Here is a 16,765-nt window from a genome sequence, read left to right on the forward strand (position 1 = left end):
GTATGGTGGACGAGGAAACGCCTTGAGGGGGGATAGTCGATGAGCGACGATGCGGAACGGTTCTTCGAGTTGCGCGACGAGGTGGACAGTCAGGCGAAGATGTTCGCCGATGCGTCCGCGCGGGCTGTTCCCGCCTCCTTCACCGATGAGGCAGGCCTGGTGACGGCGCAGATCGACGAAGACGGAGTGCTCTCCGTCGAGATCGCCGACCGCTGGCGTGACGGCATCGAACCGTCGGCTCTCGGCGACCGCATCGTCGCCGCCTTCCAAGGCTTGAGCGCCGCCAGGGTCGAGGCGTGGGCGGCCAACATCGGCGACGCGGCCGAACAGGATCATCGCCCCTCGCCGATCCCCTCGACGCACGACTCGGTGGCGGCGAGGCTGCAGGAGGCGCTCCTCGCGGAGCCGGAGACCACGCCCGCGGTGGAGAGGGCTCTCGAGAACATGCTCGCCTTCCTCGACGACGTCTCCGCCAACATCGACGCGACTTTCGCGGGCGCTCTCAGCCGGGGACGACAGACCGAGGAGGTCGCACCGCTCTCCCGGCACCTCACCGTGGAGCTGTCCGCGGGCGGGCACCTCGTCGCGGTCTCGCTCTCACCGAACTGGGCCGAGCGGTCTTCCGGCGCCCAGATCTCGCGCGAGCTGAACGACACACTCCGCGAGGCTTTCGAGAAGACCCGGGCGACCCGGGACGCGGGGGCGCTCGATGGCAGCCCGCTCGAGAAGTACGGCCGTTTCGTCGATGATCCGGACGCTTTCGTGGCGTTCGTCAGTGGGAAGGAATGAGATGGATCCGGAGATCGCGCTCAGTTTCGAAGCGCTGACGAAAGACGCCACGCTGTGGGACGAGGCGTCCGCCACCCTGCAGTCCAGCGCTGGGGAGATCGCGGGGATCGAGGTGAACCGCGGCGCTTTCTCGTTCGCGGCGATCGACCTGGCCGACCTCTATGCGGAGCTGCATTCCCGCGTGCAGCAACTGCTCACCGACGGTGCGACCAGGACGAGCGAGGGCGCGGCTGCGCTGCGCGCCGTCCGCGATCAGTTCGAGCGCTACGAAGACATCACCCAGTCCGAGCTCTATCGGATCTGGCAGCCGGCAGTCTGACCGAAGGCGAGACGACAACGATGAACCCCGTCATTGACCGAGTGCTCGAACTGCTGGAGAAGGTCAAGCAGAAGCTCGACGAGATCGTGCGCCTGATCAACGCGGCGCTCCGCACCATCCCCGCGTACCTGAGCTGGGTCGCCGACCGGGTCAAGGACGCGTGGGACACCACGCTGACCAAGATCCAGGAGATGTGGGATTGGCTGGCGGACAAGCTGAGCTATCTTGGCAACCCCTTCGTGCTCAACGGCGCGGCCGACGGCTGGAAGCGGGTAGGTGGTCAGGTGTCGCGGATCAATGACACGATCGTCGACGCGAACCTGTCGGTGGACGACCGGTGGACAGGGCGCGCCGCGGACCAGTACCAGCAGTCGCTCGAGCCGCAGCGCCGGGCCAACACATCGATCATGTCCGACTACGCGGAGAACATCGGCAACGCCATGAGCGGGCTGGCGGTGGCGATCGCCGCCTTCTGGGGTGCCATCGCCGTCGCCATCCTCACGCTCCTCGGCGCTCTTGCCGGCGCGGCCGTGGCGACGGGAACCATCATCGGCTTGCCGGCGGCTCCGGTGCTCGTCGGTCTCGGCATCGCGACCTTCCTCGTCGCTGCCGGTGCCGGCGTCACCATCCTGTACGTGTCGGCGGGGCAGGCGCGTTCGACCATGACGTCGACGTCGGCCGGCATCACCACCTGGCCGTCGATCGCGACCGCCTGATGAGCGGGGCAGTCCGGACGGCGCGCCCGCGTGTGCCCGCCATCGTCTCCGTTGTCGTCGGCGCGTTCGCGACAATCGCTGCGCTCCTGGCACTCGCCAACGCCTCGGCGGAAGGGGCTCTGCTCGGCGGTGGCCTGGTCGCAGCCGTGGTGGCCGTCCTCAGCTTTCTGCTCGCCGGATACGGCTTCCAGCTCGGACGATCGGCTGCCGCGAAGCTGCCCGCGGCGGGACCGTTGACCCTTCTCGCCCTCCTCACGGCCGTCGTCGGCGTGATCGGGAGCATGGGAGTCTTCGTGCTCAGCGCGGCGAGCGGAAGCCAGAACGGGATGGCTGTGGCGGTCATCGTCCTGGTGCTCTCGTTCATCGAGACGATCGTCGGCTTCCGACTGGTGCGGGTGTCTCGCCAGGATTAGGTTGCCCCTGCTGCCGTTGGCGGGAGATGTCATGGTCACCGGTGCGGCCCTCGTGGGCGCCGTCGTCCGGGCGCGGCAGGCGGCAGCCTCCGGGCGATGATCCGGCACCCGCGGCGGTCAGCGCCGAGAACACCATGGCGAAGACGACGAGCAGACCGGCGAGAGCGAGGAGCCGATCGGTGGCTGCGCTCCGCTCCGTCTGCCCGCCGCGTCGAGCGAGGCCGAACGAGCGTATGGCGGCCACGGCGAAGCCATGGGGGTCATCTTCTGTCTCCGGTTCTCACGCCTCGGGCTCGGGGCGGTCGAGGAGGCCGCCCTGTCGCTCGACCTCGACCGCCGCGTCGGCGGGGGTCTCCCGGCGTCGCCGGAGGACGATGAGGATGCCGAGGACTCCGAGCAGGCTCGCGCCGGCGATCGCGGCGATCAACGCCACCTCGCGGGTGAGGACGAACGGCGGCACGCCGTGGTCGGGCTCGACGCTCACCGCCGGGGGCCGCACGGCGCTCTCGGCCGTGTCGAAGAAGGGGCTGACGGGTCCGCGGGTGGTGGGGTCGGGGAGGAGCTGAATAGCGGCGGAGGGCCGGATGAAGCCCCAGCCGTTCACGTCATCGCGGTTGTCGGCATCCGCACGGAGCGCCGTGGCCGTCAGCCGATACGCCCACCCCGCCGGGGGATCGTCCGGGTGCGCCTGGGCGACCAGAGCCGCCGCCGCGCTCACATAGCCCGTCGCGTAGCTCGATGCCGGGGCATCGGAGGCGAACAGGCAGTCCCCGCCGCCCGTCGCCGCGGTGAGCACGTTCGCGCCGGGGGCCGTGACCCCGACCTGCGGACCGTGGATCGAGCTGTCGGTCGCGAGCCCCGTCGCGTCGGCCGCGCTGACGCCGAGCGCCTGTTCGTAGGCGGCGGGATACCGGGCTCCGTCCTCCGCCTCGGGGTCGGAGATCCTGTTGCCGCCGCTGGCGACGACGAGCGCTCCGACGGCGGCCGCGTGCTCCACCGCCGCGCGCAGCGCAGGCGAGTCCGTCTCCTGCGACGACGAGACGTTGATGATGTCCGCGCCGTTGTCCGCCGCCCAGTTGATGCCGTCGGCGAGGCGCTGGGCGCTCGGTCCCCACCCCTTGTCGATGTCCTGCGGCGAGTCGCTGCGGAACGCGCGCACCGACAGCAGGCGCGCATCGGGGGCGAGCCCCACCACGCCGGAGCCGGAGACGGGCTGCGCCGCGATCTGCCCGGCGATGGCGGTGCCGTGCCCGGTCAGATCGCTCAGGCCGTCGCCGCGTTCGCCGTCGCCGACGAGGTTCACGCCCCCGACGACGACGCCGGCGAGGTGCGGGTTGCCGGCGTCGATCCCGGAGTCGACGACCGCCACGACCACGCCCTTCCCGGTGGCGAGACGGTTCGCATCCTCCGCCCCGAGGGCCGCGAGTGCCGACGGCGCCTCGGGAGCGAACACCACGGTGCCGGGCTCGCAGGCGCCGGTCGCCATCGACACGATCGTCGTGGGGGCGGTCGGCGCGGCCACCGCGGCGGCCGGCGTCCCCCATACGGCAGCACCCACCACGAGGGTGGCGAGAGCGGCGCGGCGGCGCATCACTCGTCCTCGGAGCCGGGCGACTCTCTCGCGGCCTCTGTGGTCAGCGCCGGCCCGGCGGCGAAGAAGTCGATCCACGCGCTCGGCACCCGCCCGACGTCGCCGGGGGTGTAACCGAGCTGGGCGAGCGGTCCGCTGGCGGCGTCTTCCGCCGACTCGTCCGGCACGGCGCCCGGGATGGCGTACGCGGTACCGGACTCGTCGACGAGCACGGCCATGCCCACCGCCTCGTCCGACGGGCCGCTCGTCTGCACGAGGGCCCCACCGCCGACGGTGACGGCGACACGGTCGCGGTCCTCCGGCAGCTCGGTGCTCGTGGACCCGAGGACGGTGCGGGCGTCGTCGCCCAGGACCGCGCACGGGGTCTCGCCGGAGGCGAGCGGCGTCAGCGGAAGCGTGGGCCAGTCGTCGCCACCGGCGTTCGGAACGGTGGGAACGTCGGCCACCTCCGCCGGAGACACCTCTTCCTCATCCGCGCCGGCCTCCTGCGCGCTGCCGAGCAGGTAGAGCTGGTACGCGAGCGGGCTGAGGCGCGCGAGCTCCCCGGTCGCGAGCGCCACGTAGCGCTCGTCCGCGGGGCTGCCCTGCACGTGCACGATCGTGCCCGCCGTCAGGTCGGTCCCCGGCACCCGGGCGCCGACGGCGTTCAGACGGATCGGCTCGAGGTCGGCGCCGCTCTCGAAGAGGTTGAGCCAGCGTCCGTCGACCTCGATGACGTCGCTGGTGCCGAGGCCGACCGCGCGCAGCACCGCGTTGGCGTCGTCGGCGGGGACGGCGTAGCGGAGGCCGTCGGCGATCACGAAGAGCTCGTCACCGCGCTGCACCACGGCGCCGGTACCCGCCGACGGCTCCGCGATCGGCGCCCCTGACAGCGAGACGGCGGTCCCGGCGGAGTCGTCGATGCACGCGGTCCATGCCGTGTTGATGAGGGCGCTCGGGGTGGGCAGGTCGTCAGGGGCGCCGAGGATGCCGATCGAACCGCCGACCGGGATGCCGTCGAGGGCTGCCTGATCCGTGCGCACGACCTTGAACTCGCCGGCGGGGATGAGCAGGCGGGCGCTCGCGGTGTTGATGACGGGGTACAGCGTCCCCTCGACCGAGACGTAACGGGCGCCCGTGTCGGTGGCGACGATGAGGCGGTTGTTCTGCCAGTCGCCGGGGAGGCCCGGCTGCATGATGCCCCAGAACACGCCGACGAGGATCACGCCGACGGTGAGGGCGATGCCCGCGATGACGGCGCGCAGCGGCTTGGCCGGTTCGAGCTCCTTGCCGCCGGGGGCGCCGCCGGTGAAGGCGGAGAGGAGACGTCGTCGGCTGAAGCCCTGGGCCTCGATCAGGTCCTTCTTGGTCGCCATCGGTCAGACGAGCCCCGCCGTGATGACCCCGAGCGGGAGCAGGAGGGCGAGCGCGACGACCTCGACCGTGTCGCCGAGCCGCGTGAGGCGGAGGCGGGCCTTTGGCGTGAGCAGCGTGAGTCCGATGAGCACCACGGTGGCGACCACGAGGATGAGCAGCATCCAGGTGCGCACGTCGGGGAGGGCGAGCGCGACGGTCACACCGGTCGCGGCGAGGCCGATCGCCCCGATCGCCATCAGCACGAGCACCCCGAGGCGGGCGTGCATCTGCCGCGACTGGAACATCATGCCGACGAAGGCGAGCACGCACAGCACAGCGCCCGTGACGCCGCTGGCGGCGACGAGCGGGGTCGCGATGAGGGCGGCGAGGCCGAGCGCGGCACGGAGCGCGATGAGCGTGCGGGTGCCGGCGGCGGCGCGACGCTTCACCTCCTCGGCGTCGATGGGCTGCGGCGCGGAGAACATGTCCGCGTCGCTCTGCGGCGAGATCACCCGGATGCGGGTGGAGCTCAGAGCCAGCCAGGGGATGCCGTTCGCGAGCAGCGCCGTGGTCGCGAGCATCAGCGCGTAGGAGGCGAGCGGGTCGCCGAAGACCGCGGCCGCCGTGGCCGTGATCCCGATCGAGGCGCCGAGGGCGATGGGCACGAGGTGGATCTCGGGCTTGTCCTGGGTGACGGCCAGGCTGAGGCCCCCGACGACGACGAGTCCGAGCCCGAGAGCCGCGAGCGGCCAGCCCCAGATGCTCTGCGCGGGGACCGCGAGGTAGCCCGCGAGCCCGCCGTACGCTGCGGCGGTGAGTCCGAGCGCATGACCGGCCTCGGGCTGCCGCAGCCGCATCAGCACGGCGGCGGCCACGCTGAGCACGACCGCGCCCGATCCCGCGATGATCGCCGGGAGCAGAGACGTCGGCGGCGTCGCGACGAGGAGCACGGCGCAGAGGGCGAGGAAGGTGAGGCTGACGAAGAGGGCGGTGCGGGAGCTGTCCGCGGGGGTCCAGGAGTTGTGCTGCTCCGCGGTCGCGTCGATCACGGCTTCCACGACGTCGTCGTAGATGCGCGGCTCGCGCATGAGTCCGCCGCGCACCAGGGTCAGCAGCTCGCCGTCGTGCACGCCCTGGGCCGCGGCGCCACGAGCGGGGTCGAGGGGCGTGCCGTCCGCCCGCTGCAGCGCGTATCCGCCGTGCGTGAGGGTCGGGTCCAGCACGCCGAGACTGCGGGCGAAGCCGGGGATGATCTCGACCAGGGGGACCTGCGACGGCACCCCCACGTCGAGCCTGCGGTCGTCGCTGACCACGGAGATCCGCAGCACGGTTCCTGCCACGGTGCCGCTCTGGCTCATATCGGTGGTGTCCCCCCACGTGTGTGATGCTCTCCCGCCGCAGGCATTGCGGGGGTCCGGCCCGGACTCACTCTAGTTGACAGGCCAGATACTATCTGTTGCGCACGCGCGGGCAGGGGCGACGGTCTCGCGCGGCGGAGGGTAACGGAGGGGATCATGCAGGTTGGACGTGTCCGCGGCGTGCGGCGGCTGCTCGTGTGGATGGGAACGCTGGGAACGGTGATGGCATTGGTCGCGCCCGCGGCAGCTCACGCAGCGACGCTGGAGTCAGGTCTGTGGTGGTTCGATCGCGGCAAGGTGCAGGCAGCGCACGATGCGGGCTTCGACGGGACGGGTGTCACCGTCGCGGTCATCGACGGTCAGATCAATCCCGACATCGTCGGTCTCCGCGGCGCGGATCTCGAGGTGAAGGACTCCTACTGTCGCGACGCCGCGGGAGACCCGGTGCCGGCAACGTCGACCGATTATGTGGCGGCATCGCACGGGACGCACGTCGTCTCGATGATCGCGGGGACCGGAGATGCCCCGGCAGGCGGCGTTCCCGTCACCGGGGCCGCGCCTGGTGCGAAGATCCTCTACTACCCGGCGATCGTCACCGATGGGGTGTTCGACACCGCGATGGGGGAGAAGTTCGACGAGCAGTGTCTGCTCGAAGACGGCAGCACGGTCATGGCTGATGGGACGACCGGGGTGTCGCGTGCGATCGAGGATGCGGTGGAGGATGGCGCCGACATCATCTCCATCTCCCTCGGGGGCTTCGATCTGACCGACGCCCTCGCCAAGGCGGAGGCCGCCGGCGTGATCGTGGTGGCGGCTCTTCCGAACAACTCCGGGGTGGCCTCGCAGCCTGCGTCGGGCAACGGCGTCGTCGCAGTGCAGTCGTTCGGTGCCGATGGGAAGATCCAGAGCTCCACCACCATCGAGGGCGTGGGCGAGCCTTCGCCGAATCAGAGCGACGACGTGATCGTCGCTGCGCCGGGGATGGGTGTGCTCGGGCAGGGCAGCGAGAACTCCTGGGACGAGCAGGTCCTCCTCACCGGCACGTCGTATGCGACGCCGATCGCGGCGGGCTTTCTTGCCGTGGTGAAACAGAAGTACCCGGATGCCACCTCGGGTCAGCTGCTGCAGAGTCTCATCCGCAACACGGGCACCAAGGGTGAGCACGAGCCGGAGTGGAACGACAGCGTGGGTTATGGAGCGGTCTCGCTGACGGGGATGCTCGCTGTCGATCCGACGGCGTACCCGGATGTCAACCCGATCTTCGATGCAGACGATCCGGACGCCCGGCCGTCGGCGGCCGACGTCCGCGCTGCTGCCGCTGCTGCTGCTGCGCGGCCGGCGCCGACCGCCGACAGCGACGAGCCTGGCGAGGCCTCGTCCACGCAGGGCGCATTGGTGCCGCTGCTGATCGGGGGCGGGGTCCTGGTCGCTGTCCTTCTTGTGGGCGGCATCATTCTCGCGGTCGTGCTCGCGCGATCTTCACGACGACGGAACAACGAGCACCGAGGCGCGCAAGACCGGTAGGGCGCCGGGCATCAGCGGAAGTGGCGTGCCGATGCTTCAGGCCATTCATCGATCGAACGTAGAAATTTCGATACGGATCTGTCCAGGCCGTTGGAAATGGGCACCGACCTGCTTTAGCCTATGTGCGGAAACAGATTGTCGGGGGTTGTTCCGAAGTCGTCCCGTATCGGGAAGGCGCTCCCCCGCGTGTGTCCTCATGGGGACCGGAGGGAGTGAGTAATGGCTGATGTCATCTCCGCAGAAGAGGGGGCTCTGCGTCGCGGAGCCCAGGCCGTGCGGGAGACGAAGTCCGGGATCGATCAGCAGACCAAGAAGGTCCGCGGTGAGATCGAGCAGCTGCGCGGGTTCTGGACGGGTGCGGCCGCCGCATCGTTCACCACGCTGATGTCGCGGTGGGACGAGCAGGCTCGTCAGCTCAACGAGGTCCTCGTGACGCTCGAGGATGCCCTCGCCGGCACCGAGCGCGACCAGGCCGCGACCGAAGAATCCCACCAGCAGACCATCGCGGGCCTCGGCTCGATGATGGGCGCCTGAGCGCAGTCCGCAGAGATTTCAAGGAGAACATGATGCAGTCGATGTCCGTTCGCCCGGAGCAGGTCAACGCTCTCGCGGCGCAGATCCGCAGCGGGTCGCAGGGTATTCGTTCCGAGCTGGACCGCCTCGAGTCCGAGGTCAGCAAGCTTCGTGCGGCGTGGGATGGTGCCGCGCAGCAGGCCTACGACCAGGCGCAGGCCAAGTGGAACCGCTCGCTGAGCGAGATGCAGCAGCTGCTCACGCAGATCGCCGGGAAGACCGAGGAGATCTCGGGTCAGTACGTGCAGACCGACAAGTCGGCTGCGGGGCGCTTCGGCGCGTGAACCCGGGGCGCGGGTCTGGCGCAGAGATGCGTCGGGCCCGCGCCGTCTGCTGTGCTTTTCGGTGAGCCACCGGACGGTACAGCAGGCGTGACGGGATCGCCGGAGGAAAGAAGAGGGGGCGTCGATGACCATCGGAATCGACTTCGATCAGATCATGGCTGAGCTCAAGCGGCTGGCCCGTGAAGCAGCGGCTTTTCCTGCCGCGAACGAAGTCGCCGTGTCCGAGGGTGGCACGTCGAAGGCGACGGATGAGCTGCGCACCGCGGTGGCCGTCGCGGCCGAGCGCCTGGGCATGGCGACCCAGAACGCCGTCGATTCGTTGAATGCGACGCAGGAGACCATCCGCCAGGCCGTGATGATGATCGCGGAGCAGGATGCAGCCATCGCTGATGAATCGAAGCTAATCCTGTCGCTTCTCGACTCTGCCGTCGCGCAGAGCGATGGAGAAACGAATCCGGAGGCCGACTACTGATGCGACGCGGTGTGCCAGCCAGCGCATCCGGCGCGGTCGCGTCGATCGTCGCGCTGGCGCTTCTCCTCCCTGCTTCCGCTCACGCAGCGACGCTGGAGTCGGGTCTGTGGTGGTTCGATCGCGGCAAGGTGCAGGCAGCGCACGATGCGGGCTTCGACGGGACGGGTGTCACCGTCGCGGTCATCGACGGTCAGATCAATCCCGACATCGTCGGTCTCCGCGGCGCGGATCTCGAGGTGAAGGACTCCTACTGTCGCGACGCCGCGGGAGACCCGGTGCCGGCGACGTCGACCGATTATGTGGCGGCATCGCACGGGACGCACGTCGTCTCGATGATCGCAGGGACCGGAGATGCCCCGGCGGGCGGCGTTCCTGTCGCAGGGGCCGCGCCTGGTGCGAAGATCCTCTACTACCCGGCGATCGTCACTGATGGGGTGTTCGATACCGCGATGGGTGAGAGGTCCGATGAGCAGTGCCTGCTCGAGGACGGCAGCACGGTCATGGCTGATGGGACGACCGGGATGTCACGCGCGATCGAGGACGCGGTAGAGGATGGCGCCGACATCATCTCGATCTCCCTCGGCGGCACGGACGTGACCAAAGCGCTCGCCAAGGCGGAGGCTGCAGGCGTGATCGTCGTGGCGGCGCTCCCGAACGACTCCAGGTTCGCCGTGCAGCCTGCTGGGGGGAACGGCGTCGTCGCGGTGCAGTCGTTCGGGGCCGACGGCAAGATCCAGAGCTCTACGCCCATTGAAGGGGGTGAGCCTTTCCCGAACCAGAGCGACCATGTGATCGTGGCGGCGCCCGGAGTGGGTGTGCTCGGGCAGGGCAGCGAGAACTCCTGGGACGAGCAGGTCCTCCTCACCGGCACGTCGTATGCGACGCCGATCGCGGCGGGCTTTCTTGCCGTGGTGAAACAGAAGTACCCGGATGCCACCTCGGGTCAGCTGCTGCAGAGTCTCATCCGCAACACGGGCACCAAGGGTGAGCACGAGCCGGAGTGGAACGACAGCGTGGGTTATGGAGCGGTCTCGCTGACGGGGATGCTCGCTGTCGATCCGACGGCGTACCCGGATGTCAACCCGATCTTCGATGCAGACGATCCGGACGCCCGGCCGTCGGCGGCCGACGTCCGCGCTGCTGCTTCGGCGACACCGGCGCCGACCGCCGACAGCGACGAGCCTGGCGAGACTTCGTCCACGCAGGACGCCTTGGTGCCGCTGCTGATCGGGGGCGGGATCCTGGTCGCTGTCCTTCTTGTGGGCGGCATCATTCTCGCGGTCGTGCTCACACGATCTTCACGACGACGGAACAACGAGCAAGGGGGAGCCCATGGCCGGTAAGCAGGCTGGTGGCGGTTACGAAGCGGAACTCAATCGCATCCGAGCTGTTGAGGACTGGCGCATCCCGAAGGCTCCTGCGCTTCAGAACGCGCTGCGGTCGTTGGACAGTGCGCTTGCTGCTGTGCTCGCATCGTCCGCCTGGGAGGGGAGCGCTGCCGAGAGCGCCAAGACGTCGCTGAACACCCTCCGCGCGCAATTCCGCAACGTAGAAGCGCACGTTTCACACATCACGCGGGTCATCGACACGGCGAACTCGATCCGCCGGGAGACCGCAGCGGCAGAGCTTCCGAGCGCGCAGGTCGATTCCTTCTGGGCGAACGCTGCGCGCGTCGGTTCGGTGGTCGTCCACCCCGTGTTGGGGCCGCTTGCCGCCGACACCGCACTTGATGCCATCGGGAACTTCCTCGGCAACAAGCGGGAAGAAGAGGCCCGAAAGATCGTCGAGCGAGTCGAGGCGTCGCTCCAGGAGCCGGCCAAGGAACTCCTCGAGTCCTCAGAGCGGGTGGCGTCGTTCAACATGGACGTCACCGTGCCTGGCGGCACGGATGACCAGCCCGGCGGATCCGATCCCGGGGTGACGGCTCCACGGATCTCGTATCCGAGCGGCATCGGAGGCCCGTCCGGCTCCGCACCCGGTGTCGGAGGTGTCACTCCTCCCGGCGGCGGTGTCGGCGAGTATCATCCCCCGGTCCCGACGAACCCTGCGGTGCCCTCGGTCCCCGCCGGGCCGGGCGATGGAGGATGGGTTCCGGAGGGTCCCGGCGATCGTCCGGGCGATGTGGGTATCGATGATCCCTCGATCGACTCTCCCGGCGGTGGTCTCCTTCCGGGCGGGCCCGGTGGCGGTCTTCCTGGCGGTTCCGGTGGTCCCGGCGGCTCGGGCTCCGGCTCGCTTCCCGGCGGCGCCCTCCCGGGCGGCGTCTTCCCCGGCGGTGGCGGGGGTCTCGGCGGCATCGTGGGCGGTGGCGCCGGTGCGGCGGCGATCGCGGCGAGCTCGAAGATCGCCGGCTTCGGCAGCATGGGCGGACTCGGCGGTGCGGGCCTGGGCCCGGGTGCCGGTGCCGGACTCAAGGCCGGTGGCGGTCTGCTCGGTAACTCCGCCGTCGGTGGTGTTGGCGGCGTCGGTGGAGCAGGAGGTCCCGGCGGTATGGCCGGTGCCGGCGGCGTCGGCGGGGCGGGTGCCTCGGGCACCGGGTCCTCCGGAGCGGCAGGTGCCGGTGGCCGCCCGGGCATGGGCATGATGGGCGGCGCCGGTGGCGCCGACGAGGAGGAGAAAGCGAAGCGTTCGGGCCTCGGTGGTCCTATCGCGCCGAAGCTGGAGGACGACGAGGAAGCTGGCCCCCGCGCCAAGGGTGCTCGCGCCGGATCCCGCGACGAGCCTGCCAACTGAATGACGCCGCTCCGGTTCGAAGAGGCCGGGCGCGGCGACCGCGTCGGATGAGTCTGGGGAGTTCGGGGTGCCGCAAAGAAGGGGGACCAATGGGGGGTCGAGGTAGCCGTCGTCATTCGACACAGACCTCGCCGTCCGCCACAGAATCGATGCGGCGAGCGTCTCGCGGTCTAGCCGCGGTCGTCGGCGTGGCCGGCTTTGCGATGGCGGCCCTGGTGCCGTCGGCGGCGGTGGCAAAGACGGCGGAGTCGGGCTTGTGGTGGTTCGATCGTGGCCGGATCCAGGAAGCTCACGATGCGGGCTTCGATGGTTCCGGTGTCAAGGTGGCCGTGATCGACAGTCAGATCAACCCCGATGTGATCGGCCTCCGCGGGGCGGACGTGACGGTCCGGGAGCCGTCGTACTGTCTGGATGCGTCGGGGACGCCATATCCGTCGGTCTCGACAGATTATGTGACCTCGCATCATGCGACGAACGTCGCATCGATGATCGTGGGAACGGGGGAGGCACCCACTGGCGGCGCCCCGGTGAAGGGCGTCGCGCCCGGGGTGGAGATGCTGTTCTACACTGCGCCGGTGGTCGACGGTGTCCTCGACGACGAGGGCGAGGATGCTGAGTGTCTGCAGGAGGGTGGCAGCAAGTTGGCGGCGGACAACCGGACAGGGCTGGACCATGCCGTCTCGGACGCAGTGGCTGACGGGGCGGACATCATCTCCATCTCCTCCGGTGGCATGGACGTATCGAAGGGCATCGCGGAGGCTTACGCCAACGACGTGGTGGTGGTCGCCAGTATGCCGAACGAGGACGGGATCGCCTCCCCGCCGGCCAGTCTGAACGGTGTCGTGGCCGTGCAGGCTTTCGGTGAGGACGGCAAGATTCAGAACGGGCAGTACGGGAAGCCGAACGTGAGTGACGACGTCATCGCCGCCGCCCCGGGAATCGGTCTGTTGCTGCAGGGCGCGTCGGACTCGTGGGAGGCGCAGTCGCTCGGATCGGGGACGTCGTACGCGACGCCGATCGTGGCGGGGATGCTGGCGGTCGTGAAGCAGAAGTATCCGGAGGCTACAGCGGGGCAGCTGATTCAGAGTCTCATCCACAACACGGGCACGAAGGGCGAGCACGAGCCGAAATGGAACTCCGGCACGGGATACGGCGCGGCGTCTCTTGCCGGGATGCTGGCGGTGGATCCAACGAAGTATCCGGATGAGAATCCGATCTTCGACACGGAGGACCCGAACGCCTCACCGTCTCTCGCGATGGTGAATGGGATCAAGTCGGCAAACGAAGACGAGCAGGCCACAGCGACTCCACGTCCCTCTTCCGCACCGGGCGGGGCTCAGCAACCATCGGAGGTATCCGCGATGCCGTGGGTGATCGGCGGCGGGATCGTCGTCGCTGTGCTGGTTGTGGGTGGGATCATCCTCGCGATCGTCTTGACGCGAAACTCACGACGACAGACCGCCGCGCAAGGGGGAAAGCATGAACAGTAAGCACTATCGGTCACTCGACTCGTTGTGACCGAACGGAGGGGGAAGAAGATGCCGGAGGGAAATGACGTTCTCGCGTCGATGGAGGCGTTGAACGCGAAGATCGATGCGCAGATCGCGCGTTCGCGCGTGCTCGCGGAGGAAGCGGCGCGGGTGTCTGCCGAGGCGACGCAGACCACGGCGACGGTCACGTCGTCGGATGGTCGGGTCACGGTGGTGGCGCAGCCGACCGGGGCGATCGCCGAGGTGCGGCTGTCGAGCGCCATCGACGATGCGATCGCGCTCGGCGCGACGATCACCGATACGATCGCCGCGGCTCAGCGCGCGGCGGCCGACGCCGTGGTCGAGTCCCTGGCGCAGACGCTCGGCGCGGATTCCGGGCTGGTCGACGCGGTCCGGCGCGACGTCCAGGCCGCGTTTCCGGCCCCGGGCGACGACACCCTCGGGTACCGCTGATGGCCACGATCGAGGTCAACCCGTCCCGCCTGGCCGCGGCTGCGCGCTCCATCGGCGATGCGTCGGCGAACATCGATGCCGCCCTGGAGCAGCTCGTCGGGATCGCCGGCGTGCTGCGGGATTCGTGGTCGGGGGAGGCCCAGTCCGCGTTCGACTCCGCGCACGGGCGCTTCGACCTGTCGATGCGGGAGCGCAGCGCCCTCGTCGACGCCATCGCGACCACCCTGGACGATCTCGCGACGTCGTACTCCGAGACGGACCTGGCCGGCCAGCGCGCACTCGGGGGGTAGCTGAACATGACGATGTCGGGAGGATGGAAATGACCACGGGAGCGGCGAACCAGCAGATCGTCGTCGACGCGGATCTGCTGCAGGCTCATGTGCGGGCGCTCTCTGATGCCGCGGATATCCTGCGCGGCGCCGCGGCGAACGCGGCCGGCGGCGTGGGCGGAGAGGCGTTCGGGGCCCTGTGCGCCCCCCTGCTCGGCCCGGCGGTGTCGGCACTCGCAGAGGCATCCCGGTCGACGCTCGCGACGGCGAGCGCGCTCTCGGCACTGACGTCTGCGGCTCTCGCGGCCACTGTCGGACAGTTCCGCGAGGTGGAGGAGACCGCCGTGACGACCTTCCGCGCGATCGAAGGACAGGCGCTGTGACCGCGGTCGCCGCGATCAGCGGCCAGGTGCGATCCGGGTCCTGGGCAGCGGGCGCTGCGGGCTACACGTCGGCGCAGGCCGATTGTGCGAGCATCCCCGGCATCGCCGGTCTGCTGATCCAGTACATCCAGCCCCTCCGCGAGTGGTTCGACGATCTGCTCGGCGACCCGGGCACCGTCGGCGCCTTCGCGGCCCGCTGGGAGGACGCGGAGCGCGCGCTCGGAACGACGCACGCGATGCTCAGCGACGCTGATCGTCGGCTGGTCGACCTGGACGGCCGCACGGTCAGGGCGTTGCGCGAGCGCTTCTCCGATGTGCTCTCCGTGAGCGAGGACGGCGTGCAGTGGACGGGCGCGACTGCGAGCGCCGTGCGTGCGGTCTCGCACATCATCGAGTCCACTCGCGTGCTGATCTGCGACTTCCTCGGCCGTCTCAGCCGATTCGCCGAGGACCTCTTCGGATGGTCGGTGAACCCGCTGTCGAAGCTCAAGGACCTCGAGCGGTTCGCGAACTCCGCCGCGGAGTTCGTCACGGTCGGCGGCGCGCTCGTGAAGAACCTGATCAGCGCCGTCGTCTCGCTCGCGGAACTGCTGTACAAGCTCGTCCCGCTGGTCGGCGACGCGCTGCAGCGGCTCCGCGGAGTGGTCGCCGACATGATGCCGGTGCTCGGGGGACTGTTCGGCGGCCCGCTCGGGATCCCGGGCGGGAACGTGCTGGACGACTTCCTCGACACGGACGTGAACGTGCGGGAGATCGACCCGGATGACCTGAGCGGGAGGGCGCTCCTCGCGTGGATCGAGGCGCACGAAGTCACCGACCTGCGCTCCCTCTCGGATCTCGTCGCGGTGAACACGACGACGGACGCCATGGGTGGTCAGGACGCGACGGTCATCGACATCAAGCAGGTGCGGGCGGCGGACGGTTCGACCCACTGGGTGGTGTCGCTGCCCTCGACGCAGCCGTGGGAGTTCGACGGGCCGCACGGTGCGATGAACGACCGCGACAGCAACCTGGCTCTCATGATGGACAACCCGGTCTTCCGTGGCCAGTACGAGCGCGCGGTCCTGCAGGCGATGCAGGAGGCGGGGATTCCCGCCGGAGCTGATGTCGTCCTGACCGGTTTCAGCCAGGGCGGCATCATGGCGGCCAACCTCGCTGCGGACCCGACCTTCCCTTACAAGCCGCTCGCGGTGGTGACGAACGGCTCGCCCGTCGACAACTTCGCGGTGCCGCCGCACGTCCCCGTCTATGCGTTCCAGCACGCGTCGGACATCGTGCCGATGACCGATGGAAGCGCGATCGCGATGCCGGGTCTTCCCGGCATCGCACCGATCGATGTGCCGCACACGCCGATCACGGTTCTGCCGCCGAACATGCACCAGATCACGCTCCCCGACCCGCCAGGGAAACACCTCTTCGATGCGCACGACAATGATGCGTACGCGGAATCCGTCGCCGCGTGGGAGCGGCACTATCGGTCTGAGAACGATGGCGAAGACCCCTGGGATCTCGCCGGACTCGGGGGGCAGGTCATCGACCACCAGGTGTATTCGGGGGTGGAGCATTGAGGCGTCGTCGCGAGATCATCGCCGCCGTGCTTCTCGCAGGAGCGGTCTCTTCCGTTACCGGTTGCTCGCTGGTAGCTGGCGATCTGGCCGACGACGAGGTCGAGGAGATCCCCGCGGCGCTCTTGGCCTCCGATGTCGGAGTCACCGAGGCGTTTGCAGAGAAGGCGACGAGCGGACTCTCCTTCGAGCTGTCGGTCGGCGTTTATCTCGATGATGCGGAGTTCACCGAGTCGGACCTCGCGTCGGTTCTTCAGATCATCATCGATGAGAACGATCTGCCGACCGATGACATCGAGCTTGCGGTCCGTGACGTCGACGGTGAGGCCATCGACCTCGAGTCGATGATGGAGCGGTTGGTCCCGGGAGTCGTTGACACGTCTGTGTATGGGCACGTCACGCTCACGACCGACGGCGCACGCGAGATCATCGATGCCGTCGAAGCGGGGTCATCGTGACCCTCCGGACCTCCGGCGGCGGCGCCGCGCGGCGAGAGTC

General features: G+C 69.4%; 19 protein-coding genes. 16 read left to right on the forward strand and 3 right to left on the reverse strand.

The annotated features are described in order from the left end of the window. Nucleotides 1–39: 39 nt before the first annotated feature. From C6C15_RS02320 to C6C15_RS02335, 4 genes are read left to right on the forward strand one after another with little or no spacing between them, the layout of a single operon-like run. The gene (locus tag C6C15_RS02320; protein WP_105949199.1) at nt 40–789 is read left to right on the forward strand and encodes a hypothetical protein; all 750 of its coding nucleotides are present in this window, start codon (nt 40–42) and stop codon (nt 787–789) included. Between the two features lies 1 nt (nt 790). Beyond that, nucleotides 791–1,108, forward strand: a complete 318-nt coding sequence (locus C6C15_RS02325; protein ID WP_060923221.1) for a hypothetical protein — start codon at nt 791–793, stop codon at nt 1,106–1,108. Nucleotides 1,109–1,128: 20 nt separating this feature from the next. After that, entirely contained in the window at nt 1,129–1,824 is a 696-nt protein-coding gene (locus C6C15_RS02330; protein ID WP_139833250.1) for a hypothetical protein, read from the forward strand. Further along, on the forward strand, nt 1,824–2,237 hold the full coding sequence (locus tag C6C15_RS02335) for a hypothetical protein (RefSeq protein WP_144881419.1): 414 nt from the start codon (nt 1,824–1,826) through the stop codon (nt 2,235–2,237). The genes C6C15_RS02330 and C6C15_RS02335 overlap by 1 nt, the downstream gene beginning before the upstream one ends. Before the next feature lie 280 nt (nt 2,238–2,517). Here the strand turns inward: C6C15_RS02335 and C6C15_RS02340 are convergent, their stop codons facing one another. The 3 genes from C6C15_RS02340 to eccD are packed head-to-tail and all read right to left on the reverse strand — an operon-like array spanning nt 2,518 to nt 6,521. Further along, nucleotides 2,518–3,828: a S8 family serine peptidase gene (locus C6C15_RS02340; protein ID WP_060923224.1), complete on the reverse strand. Its 1,311-nt coding sequence runs from the start codon at nt 3,826–3,828 to the stop codon at nt 2,518–2,520. Further along, nucleotides 3,828–5,183: a type VII secretion protein EccB gene (gene eccB / locus C6C15_RS02345; RefSeq protein ID WP_060923225.1), complete on the reverse strand. Its 1,356-nt coding sequence runs from the start codon at nt 5,181–5,183 to the stop codon at nt 3,828–3,830. Before eccB ends, C6C15_RS02340 begins: the two co-directional genes overlap by 1 nt. 3 nt (nt 5,184–5,186) lie before the next feature. Continuing rightward, on the reverse strand, nt 5,187–6,521 hold the full coding sequence (eccD, locus tag C6C15_RS02350; protein ID WP_060923226.1) for a type VII secretion integral membrane protein EccD: 1,335 nt from the start codon (nt 6,519–6,521) through the stop codon (nt 5,187–5,189). A 156-nt stretch (nt 6,522–6,677) separates the two neighbouring features. Between eccD and C6C15_RS02355 the strand changes: the two genes are divergently transcribed. From C6C15_RS02355 to C6C15_RS02410, 12 genes are all read left to right on the forward strand, one after another. After that, nucleotides 6,678–8,045: a S8 family peptidase gene (locus C6C15_RS02355; protein ID WP_231919566.1), complete on the forward strand. Its 1,368-nt coding sequence runs from the start codon at nt 6,678–6,680 to the stop codon at nt 8,043–8,045. A 219-nt stretch (nt 8,046–8,264) separates the two neighbouring features. After that, entirely contained in the window at nt 8,265–8,579 is a 315-nt protein-coding gene (locus C6C15_RS02360) for a WXG100 family type VII secretion target (RefSeq protein WP_025104644.1), read from the forward strand. Nucleotides 8,580–8,620: 41 nt separating this feature from the next. Beyond that, on the forward strand, nt 8,621–8,902 hold the full coding sequence (locus C6C15_RS02365) for a WXG100 family type VII secretion target (protein ID WP_081811619.1): 282 nt from the start codon (nt 8,621–8,623) through the stop codon (nt 8,900–8,902). 124 nt (nt 8,903–9,026) lie between these two features. Then, the gene (locus C6C15_RS02370) at nt 9,027–9,374 is read left to right on the forward strand and encodes a hypothetical protein (protein WP_060923659.1); all 348 of its coding nucleotides are present in this window, start codon (nt 9,027–9,029) and stop codon (nt 9,372–9,374) included. Between the two features lie 11 nt (nt 9,375–9,385). After that, nucleotides 9,386–10,717 carry a S8 family peptidase gene (locus C6C15_RS02375; protein WP_234024205.1) on the forward strand — a complete coding sequence of 444 codons (1,332 nt, stop codon included), beginning with the start codon at nt 9,386–9,388 and terminating at the stop codon, nt 10,715–10,717. After that, nucleotides 10,707–12,107 carry a hypothetical protein gene (locus C6C15_RS02380; protein WP_158698508.1) on the forward strand — a complete coding sequence of 467 codons (1,401 nt, stop codon included), beginning with the start codon at nt 10,707–10,709 and terminating at the stop codon, nt 12,105–12,107. The genes C6C15_RS02375 and C6C15_RS02380 overlap by 11 nt, the downstream gene beginning before the upstream one ends. A 203-nt stretch (nt 12,108–12,310) precedes the next feature. Beyond that, nucleotides 12,311–13,597 carry a S8 family peptidase gene (locus tag C6C15_RS02385; protein ID WP_234024206.1) on the forward strand — a complete coding sequence of 429 codons (1,287 nt, stop codon included), beginning with the start codon at nt 12,311–12,313 and terminating at the stop codon, nt 13,595–13,597. 48 nt (nt 13,598–13,645) lie between these two features. Next, entirely contained in the window at nt 13,646–14,050 is a 405-nt protein-coding gene (locus tag C6C15_RS02390; RefSeq protein ID WP_060923473.1) for a YbaB/EbfC family nucleoid-associated protein, read from the forward strand. Next, the gene (locus C6C15_RS02395; protein WP_060923472.1) at nt 14,050–14,340 is read left to right on the forward strand and encodes a WXG100 family type VII secretion target; all 291 of its coding nucleotides are present in this window, start codon (nt 14,050–14,052) and stop codon (nt 14,338–14,340) included. The genes C6C15_RS02390 and C6C15_RS02395 overlap by 1 nt, the downstream gene beginning before the upstream one ends. Nucleotides 14,341–14,369: 29 nt before the next feature. Then, complete coding sequence (locus C6C15_RS02400; protein WP_060923471.1) at nt 14,370–14,702, forward strand: hypothetical protein; 333 nt, start codon at nt 14,370–14,372, stop codon at nt 14,700–14,702. Further along, on the forward strand, nt 14,699–16,270 hold the full coding sequence (locus tag C6C15_RS02405; protein WP_105949203.1) for a hypothetical protein: 1,572 nt from the start codon (nt 14,699–14,701) through the stop codon (nt 16,268–16,270). Before C6C15_RS02400 ends, C6C15_RS02405 begins: the two co-directional genes overlap by 4 nt. 26 nt (nt 16,271–16,296) lie before the next feature. Further along, nucleotides 16,297–16,725, forward strand: a complete 429-nt coding sequence (locus C6C15_RS02410; protein WP_234024207.1) for a hypothetical protein — start codon at nt 16,297–16,299, stop codon at nt 16,723–16,725. The last annotated feature ends 40 nt before the right edge of the window (nt 16,726–16,765 follow it).

The sequence above is a fragment of the Microbacterium sp. str. 'China' genome (assembly GCF_002993305.1).
GTDB lineage: Bacteria > Actinomycetota > Actinomycetes > Actinomycetales > Microbacteriaceae > Microbacterium > Microbacterium paraoxydans.

Bases quoted from the DNA above. Each gene is read 5' to 3' on its own strand.
- C6C15_RS02320 (WP_105949199.1), top strand. From the start codon at position 40: ATGAGCGACGATGCGGAACGGTTCTTCGAGTTGCGCGACGAGGTGGAC.
- C6C15_RS02325 (WP_060923221.1), top strand. From the start codon at position 791: ATGGATCCGGAGATCGCGCTCAGTTTCGAAGCGCTGACGAAAGACGCC.
- C6C15_RS02330 (WP_139833250.1), top strand. From the start codon at position 1,129: ATGAACCCCGTCATTGACCGAGTGCTCGAACTGCTGGAGAAGGTCAAG.
- C6C15_RS02335 (WP_144881419.1), top strand. From the start codon at position 1,824: ATGAGCGGGGCAGTCCGGACGGCGCGCCCGCGTGTGCCCGCCATCGTC.
- C6C15_RS02340 (WP_060923224.1), bottom strand. From the start codon at position 3,828: ATGCGCCGCCGCGCCGCTCTCGCCACCCTCGTGGTGGGTGCTGCCGTA.
- eccB (WP_060923225.1), bottom strand. From the start codon at position 5,183: ATGGCGACCAAGAAGGACCTGATCGAGGCCCAGGGCTTCAGCCGACGA.
- eccD (WP_060923226.1), bottom strand. From the start codon at position 6,521: ATGAGCCAGAGCGGCACCGTGGCAGGAACCGTGCTGCGGATCTCCGTG.
- C6C15_RS02355 (WP_231919566.1), top strand. From the start codon at position 6,678: ATGCAGGTTGGACGTGTCCGCGGCGTGCGGCGGCTGCTCGTGTGGATG.
- C6C15_RS02360 (WP_025104644.1), top strand. From the start codon at position 8,265: ATGGCTGATGTCATCTCCGCAGAAGAGGGGGCTCTGCGTCGCGGAGCC.
- C6C15_RS02365 (WP_081811619.1), top strand. From the start codon at position 8,621: ATGTCCGTTCGCCCGGAGCAGGTCAACGCTCTCGCGGCGCAGATCCGC.
- C6C15_RS02370 (WP_060923659.1), top strand. From the start codon at position 9,027: ATGACCATCGGAATCGACTTCGATCAGATCATGGCTGAGCTCAAGCGG.
- C6C15_RS02380 (WP_158698508.1), top strand. From the start codon at position 10,707: ATGGCCGGTAAGCAGGCTGGTGGCGGTTACGAAGCGGAACTCAATCGC.
- C6C15_RS02385 (WP_234024206.1), top strand. From the start codon at position 12,311: ATGGCGGCCCTGGTGCCGTCGGCGGCGGTGGCAAAGACGGCGGAGTCG.
- C6C15_RS02390 (WP_060923473.1), top strand. From the start codon at position 13,646: ATGCCGGAGGGAAATGACGTTCTCGCGTCGATGGAGGCGTTGAACGCG.
- C6C15_RS02395 (WP_060923472.1), top strand. From the start codon at position 14,050: ATGGCCACGATCGAGGTCAACCCGTCCCGCCTGGCCGCGGCTGCGCGC.
- C6C15_RS02400 (WP_060923471.1), top strand. From the start codon at position 14,370: ATGACCACGGGAGCGGCGAACCAGCAGATCGTCGTCGACGCGGATCTG.